The organism is Hominimerdicola alba (genome assembly GCF_900112155.1).
Classification (GTDB): domain Bacteria; phylum Bacillota; class Clostridia; order Oscillospirales; family Ruminococcaceae; genus Hominimerdicola; species Hominimerdicola alba_D.
The window spans coordinates 73,696-91,106 of record NZ_FOKQ01000015.1 but is presented as its reverse complement, the minus strand read 5'-3'; the positions used below and the strand labels follow the sequence as shown (position 1 = coordinate 91,106).

Here is a 17,411-nt window from a genome sequence, read left to right as displayed (position 1 = left end):
GGTGCACTTTATAACGCTGAAAACCAGCGTCAAGGCCCGTTGGTCAAGCGGTTAAGACTCCGGCCTCTCACGCCGGCGACGGGAGTTCGATTCTCCCACGGGTCATATTTCCCAAGACCGCAAGCTGACTTCTTCAGTTTGCGTTTTTTTGTACATGGACCATTAGCTCAGTTGGTCAGAGCAACCGGCTCATAACCGGTGGGTCCGGGGTTCGAGTCCCTGATGGTCCACTTTCTTAATTTAATACCTAGGGGTATAGCTCAGCTGGTAGAGCAGCGGTCTCCAAAACCGCGTGTCCCGAGTTCGATCCTTGGTGCCCCTGCTTAATTTTTCCCGTGAACTATGTTCGCGGGATTTTTCTTTTATATAAAATATGGAGGTGTGATAATGGAAAATATTGTTGATGTCGATGTTCCCGGGCTTGGGATTCTCAGCGGCAGGGATTGTATACATATTGATATTGTCATTCAGGACAATTCTGAGAATCTTGAATTCAAAGGTGAGATAAACGGTTCTCTTGCAGAAAAGATAAATGAGGAAAGATGGATAGCTTTTACGCTTACATTTCATCGGGTGTTCGCATTTTCTTCCTGCGATTTGGATACATATTTGAATATGGATACTCCCGTAAATGCTATAAATAGTGATCTAAATATTTTGGAGAACAGCAAATGGCTTGAAAATCTGCCTATTAGGGCAGATTATGACAGGTCGGCTTTAAAGCATTATCTGCTGTTTACCTATGACAATGTTTACAATATAATAGCTGATTCTTTTGATATCAATTTATGATTATAACTGCCTGATAATATCTCAAAAACTGGAAAATAACCCTAAAAAGCGATTCTTTGGGTATTTCCAACAAAAAACTGTTTACGCTTTCGTACAGGGTGCAGAGTGTTTATTTATTGCAAAAAAAATGTGAATATGGTATTATAATATATATGAAAACTTTTTCTGCAAAAGGGGGGACACTCTTTGAGCGAAAAAAATGTTATGAAGCTGACATATGGCGTGAATACGGCGTTGCTGTTCATAGTATTCGGTCTTATGTTGTTTTTTCAAAAGCTTGAAGCTGATTTTCTTGTATATTTCAGTATACCGACGCTGCTTGTGTATATTTTTAATTATCTTCTCGTCTACAAAAATAAACTCGAGATCTTTGTGTGGTTAGTTTATTTCTGGATAATCCTCTATATGGGAGTGACGACGATCTGCCTTGGGGAAAGTTACGGGTTTCATCTGTACTGTTTTTCGATGATACCTGTGATCTATGCCAGCGATTATGTGTCTTTCAGGATAAACGGAAAGAACCTAAGATCGCTGCCGATCAGCATTGGAGTGGCGGTTTTCTACTTCGTATTCATGGGGTATGTCAGGGTGAACGGTCCTGTTTATGACAGGGGCGGCAAGTATTCCATGTTCTTCCTAGTGTTCAATTCGCTGGTGGTTTTCTGGTTTCTGGTTTTGTATCTCAATGCTTCGGTGCGTTCGATAATCGTTTCCGAGACCAAGCTGACGGATATGGCACACAAGGATCGTCTGACGAACCTGTACAACAGGCATTATATGCTGGACAGGCTTGAAGAGGTCAGCGATGAGAAGGAAAGCGCTGTGCTGGCAATGGCTGATATCGATGATTTCAAGAAGATAAACGACCAGTACGGGCATAATGCGGGTGATGAAGTTCTGAAAGCTGTAGCGGAGAAAATGACTTCTGTCTGTGAGGGTTGTGATATCGCAAGATGGGGCGGAGAAGAGTTCCTGATACTGTTCTGTGAAAGCGATGGCGTTGAGGATATACTTGAAAAAATGCGTGCGGATATTGCATCTTCTCCTGTGGAATTTGAAGGGCAGGTAATCAATATCACAGTGACTGTCGGCATGGCCGGCGGCAGGAAAGATCAGAGTATTGATGAGTGGATACAGGACGTTGATAATAAGCTGTATATTGGTAAGAATAGTGGAAAGAACAGGGTGATAAGGTAAAGCAAACCTTGCGGAAAATGCCAAAGAGAAGAGCTTTGGGTCAAGCCTTTCGCGAAAGGCTTGCGGAGAGCTCGAGAGGCAGAGCCTCTCGGTCAAGGCGCTCAAGTGATGTGACAACCAAGCAATAAATAGAACAGAAAACTCCCGACCATGTCAAAAGGGCGCGGCAATATAAAATTTCAGAGCGTGGACAAAAAAACGTCCACGCTCTTTCTATCTGCGTGAAATATTGCCGCGCCTGAAATCAACGGCGGTACGCTCGTTGATTTCTCGACCCGAGGAACGAGGGGCGAAAACTCGCAAACTTTTGACCATAGCAAAACCAGTGATTATACCGGCAAATCCCGATTTTATGGGCGAACTGATATCTGCTCCAAACTCAGCAGAATGCAGTTCGCTTATCCATACCGTACTGCGGTAGCCAAGGTCGCCCCTTGCGGGTCGAGTCATCGGATTCGCTTCACTGTCCGATGACGGCGTGGCAATATTTCACGCGGATAGTTTGTGCGGTGGCATACGATCGCATACGCTCGGAATGTTGTTATTGCCGTGCCTGTTTGGTCGGTAGTTTGCTGTTCTATTTATTGCTTGGGTGTCGCGTTGGTTTTGTGCCTTGAGTTGAGGGCTCTGCCCTCAAACTCCCGCAAGCCTGCTAGCGCGAGGCTTGACCGCGCGCTTTGATTCGCGGCATAGTTTGTTTAGTGCGTAGTTTTGTTTCCGCGAAATGCGTTAGCCAAAGCTCTCCTCTTTGACAGTTTCCGCTGATTCGCTATGATTTTGCCCCCTCAGATGAAAATATTGTGAAATGGGTGGAAATTCCGGAGTATTTGTGTTATAATATAATTTGGTATATTTTCTGCCGTTTTAAGGACAGAATACAGAATGGAGAATGTAAATGGCGATCAGATATGACAGATCGGTGATCGGGGAGGGTATGACCCTCACTCAGATAATTGACCCGAAATACAAAACCAATATCGTCAGGGTCAGGTTCGTTGTGCCTGTTGACCCTGATAACACAGGTGCGAATTCTCTGCTGATGTCGCTGCTGGTGACTTCAAATTCCGAGGTGAAGTCGCGCAGTGAGCTTTCATCGAAGTTCATGGGGCTTTACGGTACTTCCATCGGCTCGATATCGGGAAATGTCAGCGATTATCAGGCTATGGGGATTTCCATGAACATGATAATGGACAAGTACACCATCGGCGGTGAGGTGATATCCGAGGAAGCTGTAAGGCAGCTGCTTTTGTGCGTTTTCAGCCCTGATATCACTGATGGTAAGTTCAACGAGAACTACTTTAAGCTGAGAAAGCAAGAACTTCTGGACAATATCGCGGCTTCGGTGAATGACAAGAGGACTTATGCTTTCATCAAGGCTAAGGAAGTTATTTATGAGGGCGAACCTGCTGCTCACACTGACTTCGGCACTGCTGAGAGAGCGGAGAGCATCACTCAGGAAGAGCTGATGGCGCAGTACAAGTATCTTCTGGAAAGCGCTGTTATCGATGTTACGGTATGCGGCGGCGGTGAGATAGATGGTGCTGTTGCTATGCTGAAAGATGCTTTTTCAAAGCTGGAGAGGAAGAATGTGGTAAAGGTCACTTACCGCACCTTATCGGCTTTGAAGAGTGAAGTATGCGTGAAAGAGGAGTTCATGGACGTTAAGCAGTGCAAGATGTTCATGGCTTACAAATCAAGCTATGAGGATATTTACGTGTGCAAGCTGATGTCCTGCCTGCTTGGCGGGTCGGCGTTTTCAAAGCTGTTCCTCAATGTCAGGGAGAAGCTATCCCTCTGCTACGGCTGTGACAGCTATTACAGCGAGCTGAAAGGCGTTATGCTGATAGAGAGCGGTGTGGACGCTGTGAATATCGAAAAGGCGCAGGAAGCTATCCGTGAGCAGGTGAAGTCACTTCAGGAGGGCGGATTTACCGAAGAAGAGCTGGAGAACACTAAGATGTTCATAAAGAGCAACTTTATGGCGAATTACGATTCTGAGTGGGATATGGCTGCCTGGTACAGGGCTCAGGATTCCCGTGGGACGGCTTATACTCCCGATGAGGTATGCGACATCATCGACCGCATAACTGCAGAGCAGGTGACAGAGTGCGCCAAGAGCTTCAAGGAGGACACGGTGTTCGTGCTGAAAGCAAAGGAGGATACTGCCGATGAATAAGGAGATCATTAAGAGCGAGAGATTCGGGGAGCAGTATTCGGTGATACATCACCCATCCGGACTTGATATACTGATATGGAAGATGGAGAATTATTCCACCACCGAGGCGGCTTTCGCTACAAGGTACGGTTCCATAAACACCTGCTTCAAGACCGCGGAGACAGGGGATTTTATTGAAGTCCCCGAGGGTATAGCCCATTATCTGGAGCACAAGCTTTTTGAGAGCGAGGATATCCCTGTATTTGAGCTTTACGCCCAGACAGGTGCAAGTGCAAATGCTTTCACTTTCTTTGACGAGACTGCTTATACTTTCAGCACCTCGAAAAACTGGGAGAGGTCCCTGGAGATACTTCTGGATTATGTGCAGAAGCCTTATTTCACTAAGGAGAATGTGGAAAAGGAAAGAGGCATAATCGCGCAGGAGATAAAAATGTATCAGGATTCGCCATCAAATGCCTGCTTTTACAATATGCTGAAAGCGATATACAAGGAGCATCCTGTAAAGATCGACATTGCAGGTACGGTGGAGTCAATAGCGCAGATAACTCCCGAACTGCTGTATGACTGCTACAATACCTTTTATAATCTGCACAATATGGTGCTTTCAATCGCGGGTAATGTGGACGAAGACAAGGTCATCGAGATATGCGACAGGGTGTTGAAGCCTGCAAAGGATCTTGAACTGGAATGCAAGTTCCCCGAAGAGGGACGCGGCGTTGCGAAGAAGCGCGTGACAGCAAGTTTCCCTGTGGGACTGCCTTTGTTCGATATCGGATTCAAGTGCGCTGCCTGCGACGGCATGGAGTTTGAGCGGAAAATATCGGTAGCGCGAATGGCGCTGAAAATGCTGATAGGTTCTTCTTCGCCATTATATCAGCAGCTTTTTGATGAGGGTCTGCTGAATTCGCAGTTCGGTTACAGTGCTTTCTCATGCAGCGGAAGTTTCTTTGTGTGCATGGTATCGGGTGAATCGAGAGACCCCGATGAGGTATACAGAAGATTTCTGGCGGAGATTGAGCGTGTTAAGAAAGAGGGCTTTGACGAAGAAAGCTTCAATATGGTAAGAAAATCAAGGTACGGTTCGATAGTGAGAATGTTCGGCAGTGTTGAGGGGCTTACAGATGCTATGACGGTAAGCTATTTCAACGGAACGACCGTTTTTGACGAAGCTGAGCTTCTGGCGGATATTACTGCAGAGGATTGCAGGGCAGCCCTTGATGAGCTGTTTGATGAAGAAAATTCCGCTATATCTATAATTGAACCCATAAAGGAGTAATTTGAAATGAACATGAATGTTATGACTGCACTCTGCACCCTTGCGGAGGACACTGCGGCGGTCAGGGAAAAACTCAGGGCAAATCCCGACAAGGTATACTTTCCGAATTTCGGAAACACGAACAATATTTTAAGAGAGGGCATATCCATCGACAGAACGGCATTTACTGTACCCGGTCTGAATTTCACGGTGTACTGGTACGGTCTGCTGATAGGTGTGGGCATACTTCTGGCGATGATATATGGCTACAAGAAGATGCGTCCCTGCGGCATTGACCCCGACAGGGCAACAGATGGAGTTATCGGCGGCGTTGTCGGAGCACTTGTCGGTCTCAGACTTTACTATGTGATATTCAACACCGAGGGTATAACCTTCAAGGATTTCTTTAATTTCCGTGACGGTGGTCTGGGAATATACGGCGGTCTTATCGGTGCGATACTTGTGGGCGGAAGCATCATCAAGATCAAAAAGATAAGACTTTCGGCTATGCTGGACGTTACAGCACCCTGTTTCCTGATTGGACAGTGCATAGGCAGATGGGGCAATTTCTTTAATCAGGAGTGCTTCGGCGTTAACACCGACAAGCCCTGGGGAATGCTTTCCTGGAAGACTGCGCTTTTCCTTTCAGACCATTTAGACTCTCTCCCCGATGCTGACGCATTTGCGCCTGTACATCCCTGTTTTCTGTATGAGAGCCTGTGGTGTCTGGTAGGATTCATACTTCTGCATCTGTATTTCAACCACAGAAAGTTTGACGGCGAGATATTTATAATGTATGCAGGCTGGTACGGTCTGGGAAGATTCTTCATCGAGGGTCTGCGTACCGATTCGCTGTATCTCGGTCATATCAGAGTTTCTCAGCTGGTGGCAGGCACTTGTGTTATCGCTTCGATAATACTGTGGATAGTTTTCAGAAGCATCACAAAGCGTTCCGGCAATTACAAGTTCTTCTATGAGACCGAGCTTTCAAAGGCTCAGCTGCATGAATATTCAACCTATGAGGATATGCAGAAAGAAAAGAAAGAGCTGAAAAAGAAGATAGCTGAGGCAAAGCACAAGGGCGAGAGCTTTGTGGAGCTTGAAAAGGAATACGAGAAAAAGTTCGGCAAGGACGCGCTGAAAGCTCAGAAGCAGGCGCTGAAAGATGCTGAAGAAAAGGACAAGACAGAAGTTCCCGACGATGGATACAAGTCCATACTTGCTGATGACGATGAAGAGGAAAAGAAGGACAGCAGCGAGGATTGATACAGCTGATACAAGGAGATATCAATGAAAAAAACTGTCATATTGGCGGCGGCTCTGGCGCTGATGATAAGCGCTTCGGGCTGTGGAAAGCTGAGCGGTGATAAAGAAAGCTCGGCTGAAAGTGAGATGTCTGCGGAGAGCGGGTCTGAAAGTTCAGCTGAGAGCAAGGCGGAAGATGGCAGCAGGAAGAAAAAGCCTGCCCATGCCGAGATAGGAGCTAACGGTGCTAAGGCTGTTACCGATGTTCTGCTGATACCCAATGAGGAGATAGATATATCGCGTAAAGTAGATTTCGCCGATATGTATGGCAGACACGTGCTGCATACGGGTGTTGTGGGTCTGGTAGGTGCGCCTGTTGAGGTTATCTTTGATACCGCTGAGGTCAAGGGCGGTCAGCTGGTGTTTGTTTATGACCCGAATGAGCTGAAAGGTGTTCGTCCCGATGCGCTGATGTTCATGTGGTACGATGAGGATAACGACAACTATGTTGAGCTTGAGGACGGTGTGCTGAATACTGACAACTGCTCTATGTCGATAAACATCGACAAGCCCGGAGTATATCTGCTGGTGAACAAGTATCAGTGGTATAACGCATGGGGCGCTAAGCTTGATGATAACGGATTGGCGAGCGAGTATGACCCAACTTCGGGACTGATATCTTCGGAGATATGGGAAATGAATGAGAGCATCGGGGATATCCTTAAACTGAAAGATGATGATTACATAGCAAAGTCCCGTAAAGAAGAGGGTTACGCATATGAGTTCTTTGTATCTACCCCCGAAGAACTGGCAAGTGCGGTATTCGTAAACAACTGCGCTGACCCGCGACCCGACAGTATCTCAATTAACATATTGAATGATATCGACCTTGATGGCTATGAGTGGGCATCGATGGGTTGGAAAACAGCGGGTATTGATTTCGACTTTACGGGCATTATCTACGGCGGCGGACATACTATTAAAAATATGCATATCTCTGACGGATACCATGTGGGATTTATAGGCTATGCCACAGACTGCACGGTGGGTTCGCTGAATTTTGAAAATGCTTATGTCCGCGGAAGAGATGTGGGTATACTGGCGGGATATCCCAGAAACAGCTTCTTTGCTGACTGCAGTGTTCAGGGTGTTACAGAGGGTTACATGGACGTGGGTACAATGATAGGACATGACCAGAGTAATATCATAAATAACTGCAAAGCTGATGTGACGGTATGCGGAAAGCAGGTAAAGGACTATCTGTCATTTACGGATATGAATGTTGCCGAGGTAGAAGCAAAAACGGAAAAAACAGAAGAGATATGGCTCGATGATAAGGGACGTCCATGCAGACAGCAGGACGTTACTGACAGATATCCCCGCCTTAGCTGGAGAGTTATGCATAACGGAAAGCAGATACTCCAGAGAGGGGCAGAGAACGAAACTTGCTACGAGTGGCATGAGTATCGGGATGTTTTCTATGAAAACGGCGAGTATGAAGTTGCATTGGTGAGTTACGTTGACGGGGCTTATGTTGCGATAAGCAATACAGTCATTATTACTGTTGACGACAATACAAAATTTACAGGCTGACCCGTAAGGTCGGATAAAATAACATTTACAGGAGGAAAAGCAAATGGCAAACATTATTGACGGCAAGGCAGTATCCGCAAGGGTAAAGGAAGAGATAAGGCAGGAGGTCGAGGGACTGAAAGCCAAGGGCGTTGAGATAGGACTGGCGGTAGTTATCGTAGGCGATGACCCTGCATCTCAGGTGTATGTAAAGAATAAGGAGAAAGCCTGCGAGGCAGTGGGATTCAACTCCTTCAAGTATGCACTTCCCGCGGAGACCACTGAGGAAGAACTGCTGGCACTGGTGGACAAGCTCAACAAGGACGACAAGGTCGATGGTATACTTGTACAGCTTCCTCTGCCAAAGCACCTTGATGACAAGATCATCATAAACAATATCCGCCCCGATAAGGACGTTGACGCTTTCCACCCTGTAAATGTGGGCAAGATAATGATAGGCGATTACAGCTTTCTGCCATGCACACCTGCGGGCGTTATGGAGCTGATAAAGTCAACAGGTACAGAAGTTGCGGGCAAGGAGTGCGTTGTTATCGGCAGAAGCAATATCGTAGGCAAGCCCCAGGCAATGCTGCTGCTGCATGAGAACGGCACTGTTACCATAACACACTCGAAGACCAAGAACCTTAAAGAAGTATGCGCAAGGGCTGATATACTTGTAGCGGCTGTGGGCAGGGCTAAGATGGTAACTGCTGACTACATCAAAGAGGGCGCAGTAGTTATCGATGTTGGCATGAACCGTGACGAGAACGGCAAGCTGTGCGGAGATGTAGATTTTGAGGACTGCAAGGAGAAGGCAGGCTACATCACACCTGTACCCGGCGGTGTTGGACCTATGACCATAGCTATGCTGATGAAGAATACACTGACAGCGGGTAAGGAGCATCACGGAGTATAAGGCACACAAAACTTGCGAGAACTGCCAAAGAATCAAAGCGCGCGGTTTATGCGACTGCGTCGGCATATGCCTCGCGCTAGCAGGCTTGCGGGAGCGCGAGGGCAGAGCCCTCGCATCAAGGTGCAAAGCCAAAATGCAAAGCAATCTATAAGAGAACAACAAACTCCCGACCATGTCAAAAGGGCGCGGCAATATAAAATTTCAGAGCGTAGACAAAAAAACGTCCACGCTCTTTCTTTATGCGTGAAATATTGCCGCGCCTGAAATCAACGGCGTTAGCTCGTTGATTTCTCGACCCGAGGGACTAGGGGCGAAAACTTGCAACTATCGTACACAGCAAATATCCGACTATACCGGCAAAGTTTGATTTAGGGGACGGATAGCACTATAGGGTAGATATCTGTTTCAAGCGTTACAGAGTGTGGTTCGCTTATCCACACGTACTGCGGTAGATAATGTCGCCCCTTGCGGGTCGAGCTGTCAAAGACGCTTCGCTGTTTGACAGCGGGCGCGGCAATATATTTACGCGGATAGTTTGTGCGGTGGCATACGATCGCATACGCTCGTAATATTTGGTATTGCCGCGCCCTATTTGGACGTTAGTTTGCTGTGCTATTTACAGCGCGGTTGCCGCATCGCTTTTGCACCTTGACCGAGAGGCTCTGCCTCTAACAGTCAGCTTTGCTGACTGTGTGCTCATCCGCAAACCTTTCGCGAAAGGCTTGACCCAAAGCTCAGTTCGCGGCTTAGTTTGTTTGATGCGCTGGTTTGTTGCCGCGAAATCCGCCCGTCCGGCGTTAGGACCTTTCCGCGCTACGCTTGAGCCAAAGCTCTCTTCTTTGGCTGTATCTGCACGTGTATTTGTAAACATTCTATTAACTTTTCGGAAGTATACGTTTTCATTCAGAGGTAATCGTTTTCCAAAAGGTTAGGGGGGGTTGCAAAATCTGCGGCAATTGTGTATAATGTTTTCAAACAGCTGACACAAGTGTTTAATCGACAACAAGCTGTATCGGCAAGAGTATATTCAGACTGAAAATGAAAGGCGGAATTTATTATGAAGACACAGATAATCAACGGTGTATCACTTCCCAACATCCCCTGGCAGGACAAGCCCGCAGATTGCAAGGACGTTATTTGGAGATATGACGCTAATCCCATTATCCCCAGAGATCAGCTGCCTACTTCTAACTCGATATTCAACAGCGCTGTCGTTCCTTTTGAAAGCGAGAGAGGTAAGTTCGCAGGTGTTTTCCGTGTGGACGACAAGGCTAGAAACATGGAGCTTCACGCAGGTTTCTCCAAGGACGGTATCCACTGGGATATCGAGCCTGACAGAATAGTTTTCGAGCAGGCTGACAAGTCTACCGAGGAAGCTAACCAGTGGGGCTATGGCTACGACCCCAGAGTATGCTTCATCGAGGACAGATTCTGGGTGACATGGTGCAACGCTTACGGCTGGAAGCCTACTATCGGTGTGGCTTACACCTATGATTTCAAGACATTCTATCAGTGCGAGAACGCTTTCCTGCCTTTCAACAGAAACGGCGTGCTGTTCCCCAGAAAGATCAACGGCAAGTACGTTATGTTCTCAAGACCCTCTGACAGCGGTCACACTCCTTTCGGCGATATGTACATTTCGCAGTCGCCCGATATGAAGTACTGGGGCGAGCACAGACACGTTATGGGACCCCTGAAGGCTTGGGAATCCAAGAAGATAGGCGCAGGTCCTATCCCGATAGAGACCAGCGAGGGCTGGCTGTGCTTCTATCACGGTGTACTGGAGAGCTGCAACGGCTTTGTTTACAGCTTCTCGGCTTGCATACTTGACAAGGACGAGCCCTGGAAGGTTAAGTACAGATGCGCTGAGTATCTGCTGAGCCCCCAGAAGATATACGAGTGCGTAGGCGATGTTCAGAACGTTACTTTCCCCTGCGCTACCCTCGTTGATGCTGACACAGGCAGGATAGCTATTTACTACGGCTGCGCTGATACCTGCGTAAGCATGGCATTCACCACTGTTGATGATGTTGTTGACTATGTAAAGAGCCATTCTTCGGTTTGATTTGACGGTTTTTAAATGAGGATCCCCCGCTCGGGTGAGCGGGGGATTTTTTGTATCAAGTTTCGTTGACTTTAAAGCTATGACTGATACCATGTTCTAAGAGATCAAGCTATATCACCCGGTCAAATACTGCTGTTTTTATCACTTTAAAAACACCATCCCCGTACAGCCATCTATCCCGCCAAACCATTATTTGGATATTTGTCAAAAATTATTTAATCCATTTGTAATATTTGCTGTGATATTTCTAACTGATTTGTATTGATTCAACAAAATTCTGATAGATTAACTTGATGACATTGACAGCACAGTTGATTTATGATATAATTGTGAATATCAAAAGCGAGAATATATTTTGTGAAAATTATTCATCAAAAAGCGGGTGATATTTTAATCCGCATAACGCTTTGATCAAATAATTAGGAGGGATAAGCATGAAAGAAATTCGCAAATCAAGAAGAGTACTGGCAGGTATGTTGGCGGTAATGATGGTCGCCGGAGCAGCACCTGTAAATTTTAGCGGTTTCAGGTTGTTTGATACTGCTATCACGGCAAGTGCAGGAGACTATGCACATTTCAGACCTGAAGTTGGAAATGTAACACTGCATGATGATAACAGTGTACAGTCGATAACCGTAAAATGGGAATGGCCTTACGGTACAGGCTGTAACGGTGTTATAATGACTTCAAAGCCTATTTACCGCACAGGTGAATATGTAAGCTATTACGGCGGAAAAAGTACGTCTTTAGAAGATAGTGAAAAGAATATAGATTGGGAAACTGCAGGCAATAAGGACGAAACAAGAAGCAATATCCTAAAGGATATGGAACTTATTGATGTTTACGGCAGTGGCTCCGAACCTTACATGGGCTCGCAGACATTCGAGTTTGAAAAGGGTGAGGTGCCGATAGATAAGAATGACAGACTGTATTTTTATCTCTGGACATATTCAAGTGGAAGTTACTACCCTGATTTCCAGCTTGCTATGCTCGATATCAATGAAATGAAAGTCTACTACGGACAGGAGGAAACTCTTGACGAAAACGGCAATGTTATATGGACACAGGTGAAATTCAGCTCTGCTTTCAAGGCATCTGAAGGTCTTACGTATAATGGCGATGCTCAGGCTCTTGTAAACATATCACCTTCAAGTGCCGAAGGCGTAACTCCAAAGTATGCGATAACTGATTCAGACGTTTCTGAAGCTCCCGCTGAAGATAGTGAGCTCTGGCAAGATTCATGCACTGCCACTGATGCTGGAACATACAGAGTATGGTATAAAACATCTGTATCTGAAGAATCAGATTACAAACCTTATGAACCTGCTTACTCTGATGTTACCATAAGCAAGGCTGATCCGGTATTCACTGTACCGACAGCTAATGAGCTGACCGAAGACGAAACTGTACAGGATCTTATCACCACAAATGACTGCGACGGCGGAAAGATGGTATATGCACTGGGTACAGACGAGACCACCACCCCTGACGAAGACGCATTCAGTGACGAAATACCTACAGCCGACGAATCGGGTACATACTATGTATGGTACAAGGTTATAGGCGATGAAAACCACAACGATGTCGCACCTGCCTGCGTACCTGTTACCGTGGCAGAGGCTGACTGGCTGGTAGGCGATGTTAACAACGATGGCAAGATAAACGTTGCCGATGTTGCAAAGACAGCTGCTCATGTCAAGGGTAAGAGATTACTCTCGAAAGGCGCTTTCAAGAGAGCTGACGTTAATTTTGACGGAACCGTTGATGTTACCGATGTAGTACAGATAGCGGCTCATGTAAAGCTGAAGAGAATGATCGTCCAGAAGAAAGATTTATCATAAAGTATTATACTTCAAATCATTCGGAAAATCATAATACATTTAAAATGCCTTAGATAAATATAATTCATTTCAAATTTTTCCACGGAAAAGGACTGCTGCATTTTGCGGCGGTCCTTTTTCTGGTGGTTTTTATGTTGTACTACCCACATTGAGAGCAGGAGATTTTTTGTTATATATCATTTAGTATGGTATCAGATTATTGCAGGAGAATGTCTGCGGGTCAGGTGTGGTTAGAGATTACTAACCAAATTGCACAAATCTTACCTGTTAAATTTTTCACGCATGGGGCAAAAAAACGGAAAAAGGTCTTTACAAACAGTAAAAAACGTGTTATACTATAAGAGTTAACGCGTATACGTTTTGTTAGTTATGCCAGAATCTATACGCTGACCTTTGAGAGAACGTACTTTTTCTCAAATCATGTCGGGCTGTCCGCCCGTAGAAAGGATGATCGTTTAAATGGCAAGAAAAATGAAAACCATGGACGGTAACAACGCTGCTGCTTGGGCTTCTTATCCCTTTACAGAAGTTGCTGCTATCTACCCCATCACTCCCTCCTCTGTTATGGCTGAGGTTACAGACCAGTGGTCTGCTAAGGGTCAGAAGAACCTGTTCGGTACTCCCGTAAAGGTTGCTGAGATGCAGTCCGAGGCAGGTGCTTCCGGTACTGTACACGGTTCACTGAGTGCAGGTGCTCTTACTACCACCTACACCGCTTCTCAGGGTCTGCTGCTGATGATCCCCAATATGTACAAGATCGCCGGCGAGCTTCTTCCCTGCGTTATCCACGTTTCCGCAAGATGCGTAGCTTCCCACGCTCTGAACATCTTCGGTGACCACTCCGACGTATATGCGTGCCGTCAGACAGGTTTCGCTATGCTGTGCTCCTCCAACGTACAGGAGGTTATGGATCTGGGTACAGTTGCTCACCTCTCTACAATCGAGAGCAGAGTTCCTTTCCTGCACTTCTTCGACGGTTTCCGTACCTCTCACGAGATACAGAAGATCGAGACTTGGGATATCGAAGATGTAAGAGAGATGACCAACTTCGAGAAGATCGAGGAATTCAGAAAGAACGCTCTGAATCCTGAGCATCCTATCCTCAAGGGTACTGCACAGAACCCTGACATCTTCTTCCAGGCAAGAGAAGCTTGCAATCCTTACTATGATGCTGTTCCCGGTATCGTTGAGGATTACATGGCTAAGGTCAATGCTAAGATCGGTACTGATTATAAGCTCTTCAACTACTACGGTGCTCCCGATGCAACTCACGTAATCGTTGCTATGGGTTCTGTATGTGATACCATCGAAGAGACAATCGATTACCTGAACGCTAACGAGGGCACTAAGCTGGGTCTTGTTAAGGTTAGACTTTACAGACCTTTCGCAGCTGACAGACTGGTTGCTGCTCTGCCTTCTACTGTTGAGCAGATCTCTGTTCTCGACAGAACCAAGGAGCCCGGTTCTCTGGGTGAGCCTCTGTATCTGGACGTTGTTGCTGCACTGAAGGGCACACAGTTCCACTCTGTACCCGTTGCAAGCGGCAGATACGGTCTGGGTTCAAAGGATACAACTCCTGACCAGATCAAGGCTGTTTACTGGAACGCTCACTGGAAAGACACATTCAAGCCCAGATTCACACTGGGTATCAATGATGACGTTACTAACCTCTCTCTCGAGAGCGAGGGCAAGCTGGATTCCGCTCCTGCAGGCACAACTGCTTGTAAGTTCTGGGGTCTGGGCGCTGACGGTACTGTTGGTGCTAACAAGAACTCCATCAAGATCATAGGTGACCACACTGACCTGTTCGCACAGGCTTACTTCGCATATGACTCCAAGAAGTCCGGCGGTGTTACAGTATCTCACCTGAGATTCGGTAAGACTCCTATCAAGTCTACTTACCTCATCAACCAGGCTGATTTCGTAGCTTGCCACAATGAGTCCTACATCACCAAGTACAACATGGTTCAGGACATCAAGCCCGGCGGAACATTCCTGCTGAACTGCCAGTGGGACGAGAAGGATCTCGACAAGCACCTCCCCGGTCAGGTTAAGAGATATATCGCTGAGAACAACATCAAGTTCTACATCATCAACGGCGTTAAGATCGGTAAGGAGATCGGTCTGGGCAACAGGATCAACACTGTACTCCAGTCTGCATTCTTCAAGCTTTCCGGCATCATTCCTATGGAAGACGCTATCAAGTACATGAAGGACGCTGCTACTGCTTCTTACTCCAAGAAGGGTGAAGCTATTGTTAAGATGAACCACGACGCTATCGACGCAGGCTGCCAGCAGGTAGTTGAGGTCAAGGTTCCTGCAGCTTGGAAGAAGGCTAAGGATACCGCTATGGGCGTTAAGGCTGTTAAGTGCGCTAACAAGACCCTCCAGGATTTCGTTAACAACATCCAGATCCCCTGCAACGCTCAGGAAGGCGACAAGCTGCCTGTTTCCACATTCGTTGACATGGCTGACGGTGTATTCCCTCAGGGTTCTGCTGCCTTCGAGAAGAGAGGCATCGCTGTTGACGTTCCCGCTTGGGACGGTGCAAATTGTATCCAGTGTAACTTCTGCTCATATGTATGTCCTCATGCAGTAATCAGACCCTGCATCATGACAGATGACGAGCTGAAGAAGGCTCCTAAGCTGGCACAGGATAAGGCTGTTCCCGTAACCGGTATGCCCGGATACAACTTCGTAATGACTATGTCTGCTCTGGACTGCACAGGTTGCGGCTCCTGCGTAAACGTATGTCCCGGCAAGAAGGGCAACAAGGCTCTGAACATGATGCCTCTGGAGAGCCAGCTGGCTGAGCAGGAAGTATTCAACTATGCTCTGACACTCGCTGACAAGCCCGAGGTATTCGAGAAGTTCAAGGAGACCACTGTTAAGGGCTCACAGTTCAAGCAGCCTCTGCTTGAATTCTCCGGCGCTTGCGCAGGCTGCGGTGAGACTCCTTACGCTAAGCTCATCACACAGCTCTTCGGTGACAGAATGTACATCGCTAACGCAACAGGATGCTCCTCCATCTGGGGTGGTTCTGCTCCTTCGACTCCTTACACCACCAACAAGGAAGGCAAGGGTCCTGCTTGGGCTAACTCCCTGTTCGAGGATAACGCTGAGTACGGTTACGGTATGTTCCTGGCTCAGTCCACCATCAGAAACAGAACAATCGCTAAGGTTCTGGAGCTCTCCAAGACAACCAAGGCTGCTGCTGTAAAGGAAGCTGCTGAGGCTTACCTGAGCACTGTTGATGACGGCGCTGCTAACAAGGTTGCTACTGCTAACCTGGTTGCTGCTCTGAAGAAGGCTAAGACCAAGGCTGCTGACGAGATCCTGAAGGATGCTGATTACCTGGCTAAGAAGTCCCTGTGGATCTTCGGCGGCGACGGTTGGGCATACGATATCGGTTTCTCCGGTGTTGACCACGTTCTGGCTTCCGGTGAGGACGTAAACATCTTCGTATTCGATACCGAGGTTTACTCCAACACAGGCGGACAGTCCTCCAAGTCTACTCCTACCGGTGCTATCGCACAGTTCGCTGCAGCTGGTAAGGAAGTTAAGAAGAAGGATCTGGCTGGTATAGCTATGTCTTACGGTTACGTTTATGTTGCACACATCGCTATGGGTGCTGACATGAACCAGTGCCTGAAGGCTATCCACGAGGCTGAGAGCTATCATGGTCCTTCCATCATCATTGGTTATGCTCCTTGTATCAACCACGGTATCAAGGGCGGCATGAAGATCGCTCAGACTGAGGAGAAGAAGGCTGTTCAGGCTGGTTACTGGCATCTGTACAGATATGATCCTCGTCTGAAGGCTGAAGGCAAGAATCCTTTCATCCTGGATTCCAAGGCTCCTTCTGCTGATTACAGAGAGTTCATCATGGGCGAAGTTCGTTACAACGCACTCGCTAGACAGAACCCTGAGAGAGCTGAGAAGCTGTTTGCTAAGGCTGAGCAGAACGCTAAGGATAGATATGACTATCTGATGAGATATGCTAAGCTCTACAACACTGCTGATGAGAAGTAATTCTTAAAAGTAAATAATTACCGCCGCACTCCGTTCGGGGTGCGGCGGTTTTTGCTATATCAAGATCGGGTTGTGTATTGCTGCAAATAATAATTTATCCTACGGACTGCGGATTCTACTGGGGAAAACCTTTCTGAAGAAAGGTTATTCCCCAGACCCCTTTCCAAAGACTTTCATTTCTTTTTGGCAGGGGGCAGCTATTTCTATAAAGTGCAGTTAGTGACCGTACTAAGTGAACTTTATAAAGATGACTGCCCCCTGCCAAAAAGAGTTAAAAGTTTTCGGGGAGGAGTTTGAGGAGGACCCTTTTTCAAAAGGGT

11 protein-coding genes and 3 tRNA genes are annotated in these 17,411 nt (G+C 46.9%); 13 read left to right on the top strand and 1 reads right to left on the bottom strand.

Going from position 1 to position 17,411, the window contains the following annotated elements; translation table 11 throughout:
• Positions 1–33 precede the first annotated feature (33 nt).
• The 5 genes from BM265_RS09970 (at position 34) to BM265_RS09950 (ending at position 1,989) form a co-directional block, all read left to right on the top strand.
• Positions 34–105: transfer RNA gene (locus BM265_RS09970), tRNA-Glu, on the top strand.
• A gap of 51 nt (positions 106–156) precedes the next feature.
• Positions 157–230, top strand: a tRNA-Ile gene (locus BM265_RS09965).
• A gap of 19 nt (positions 231–249) precedes the next feature.
• Positions 250–322, top strand: a tRNA-Trp gene (locus BM265_RS09960).
• 65 nt (positions 323–387) lie between these two features.
• Positions 388–792, top strand: a complete 405-nt coding sequence (locus BM265_RS09955) for a hypothetical protein (RefSeq protein ID WP_074961426.1) — start codon at positions 388–390, stop codon at positions 790–792.
• A gap of 186 nt (positions 793–978) precedes the next feature.
• Positions 979–1,989, top strand: a complete 1,011-nt coding sequence (locus BM265_RS09950) for a GGDEF domain-containing protein (protein WP_081358422.1) — start codon at positions 979–981, stop codon at positions 1,987–1,989.
• 213 nt (positions 1,990–2,202) lie between these two features.
• Here BM265_RS09950 and BM265_RS09945 read toward each other — a convergent pair whose 3' ends face one another.
• Positions 2,203–2,439: a hypothetical protein gene (locus BM265_RS09945; RefSeq protein ID WP_074961424.1), complete on the bottom strand. Its 237-nt coding sequence runs from the start codon at positions 2,437–2,439 to the stop codon at positions 2,203–2,205.
• Between the two features lie 445 nt (positions 2,440–2,884).
• Between BM265_RS09945 and yfmF the strand changes: the two genes are divergently transcribed.
• From yfmF to nifJ, 8 genes are all read left to right on the top strand, one after another.
• A complete protein-coding gene (gene yfmF, locus BM265_RS09940; protein WP_074961423.1) occupies positions 2,885–4,165 on the top strand; it encodes an EF-P 5-aminopentanol modification-associated protein YfmF in 1,281 nt (426 codons plus the stop codon).
• Positions 4,158–5,441, top strand: coding sequence for an EF-P 5-aminopentanol modification-associated protein YfmH (gene yfmH / locus BM265_RS09935; protein ID WP_074961421.1), 1,284 nt, complete (start codon positions 4,158–4,160; stop codon positions 5,439–5,441). Before yfmF ends, yfmH begins: the two co-directional genes overlap by 8 nt.
• Before the next feature lie 6 nt (positions 5,442–5,447).
• Positions 5,448–6,686 carry a prolipoprotein diacylglyceryl transferase gene (lgt, locus tag BM265_RS09930; RefSeq protein ID WP_074961419.1) on the top strand — a complete coding sequence of 413 codons (1,239 nt, stop codon included), beginning with the start codon at positions 5,448–5,450 and terminating at the stop codon, positions 6,684–6,686.
• A 24-nt stretch (positions 6,687–6,710) separates the two neighbouring features.
• Positions 6,711–8,258 carry a hypothetical protein gene (locus BM265_RS09925; RefSeq protein WP_074961417.1) on the top strand — a complete coding sequence of 516 codons (1,548 nt, stop codon included), beginning with the start codon at positions 6,711–6,713 and terminating at the stop codon, positions 8,256–8,258.
• Between the two features lie 43 nt (positions 8,259–8,301).
• Positions 8,302–9,153, top strand: coding sequence for a bifunctional methylenetetrahydrofolate dehydrogenase/methenyltetrahydrofolate cyclohydrolase FolD (folD, locus tag BM265_RS09920; RefSeq protein ID WP_074829206.1), 852 nt, complete (start codon positions 8,302–8,304; stop codon positions 9,151–9,153).
• A 1,057-nt stretch (positions 9,154–10,210) separates the two neighbouring features.
• On the top strand, positions 10,211–11,218 hold the full coding sequence (locus BM265_RS09910) for a glycoside hydrolase family 130 protein (protein ID WP_074829207.1): 1,008 nt from the start codon (positions 10,211–10,213) through the stop codon (positions 11,216–11,218).
• 434 nt (positions 11,219–11,652) lie between these two features.
• Complete coding sequence (locus tag BM265_RS20645; protein ID WP_074961414.1) at positions 11,653–13,059, top strand: dockerin type I repeat-containing protein; 1,407 nt, start codon at positions 11,653–11,655, stop codon at positions 13,057–13,059.
• Between the two features lie 459 nt (positions 13,060–13,518).
• Positions 13,519–17,091, top strand: coding sequence for a pyruvate:ferredoxin (flavodoxin) oxidoreductase (nifJ, locus tag BM265_RS09900; protein ID WP_074961412.1), 3,573 nt, complete (start codon positions 13,519–13,521; stop codon positions 17,089–17,091).
• The last annotated feature ends 320 nt before the right edge of the window (positions 17,092–17,411 follow it).

Bases quoted from the DNA above. Each gene is read 5' to 3' on its own strand.
- BM265_RS09955 (WP_074961426.1), top strand. From the start codon at position 388: ATGGAAAATATTGTTGATGTCGATGTTCCCGGGCTTGGGATTCTCAGC.
- BM265_RS09945 (WP_074961424.1), bottom strand. From the start codon at position 2,439: ATGACTCGACCCGCAAGGGGCGACCTTGGCTACCGCAGTACGGTATGG.
- yfmF (WP_074961423.1), top strand. From the start codon at position 2,885: ATGGCGATCAGATATGACAGATCGGTGATCGGGGAGGGTATGACCCTC.
- yfmH (WP_074961421.1), top strand. From the start codon at position 4,158: ATGAATAAGGAGATCATTAAGAGCGAGAGATTCGGGGAGCAGTATTCG.
- lgt (WP_074961419.1), top strand. From the start codon at position 5,448: ATGAACATGAATGTTATGACTGCACTCTGCACCCTTGCGGAGGACACT.
- BM265_RS09925 (WP_074961417.1), top strand. From the start codon at position 6,711: ATGAAAAAAACTGTCATATTGGCGGCGGCTCTGGCGCTGATGATAAGC.
- folD (WP_074829206.1), top strand. From the start codon at position 8,302: ATGGCAAACATTATTGACGGCAAGGCAGTATCCGCAAGGGTAAAGGAA.
- BM265_RS09910 (WP_074829207.1), top strand. From the start codon at position 10,211: ATGAAGACACAGATAATCAACGGTGTATCACTTCCCAACATCCCCTGG.
- BM265_RS20645 (WP_074961414.1), top strand. From the start codon at position 11,653: ATGAAAGAAATTCGCAAATCAAGAAGAGTACTGGCAGGTATGTTGGCG.
- nifJ (WP_074961412.1), top strand. From the start codon at position 13,519: ATGGCAAGAAAAATGAAAACCATGGACGGTAACAACGCTGCTGCTTGG.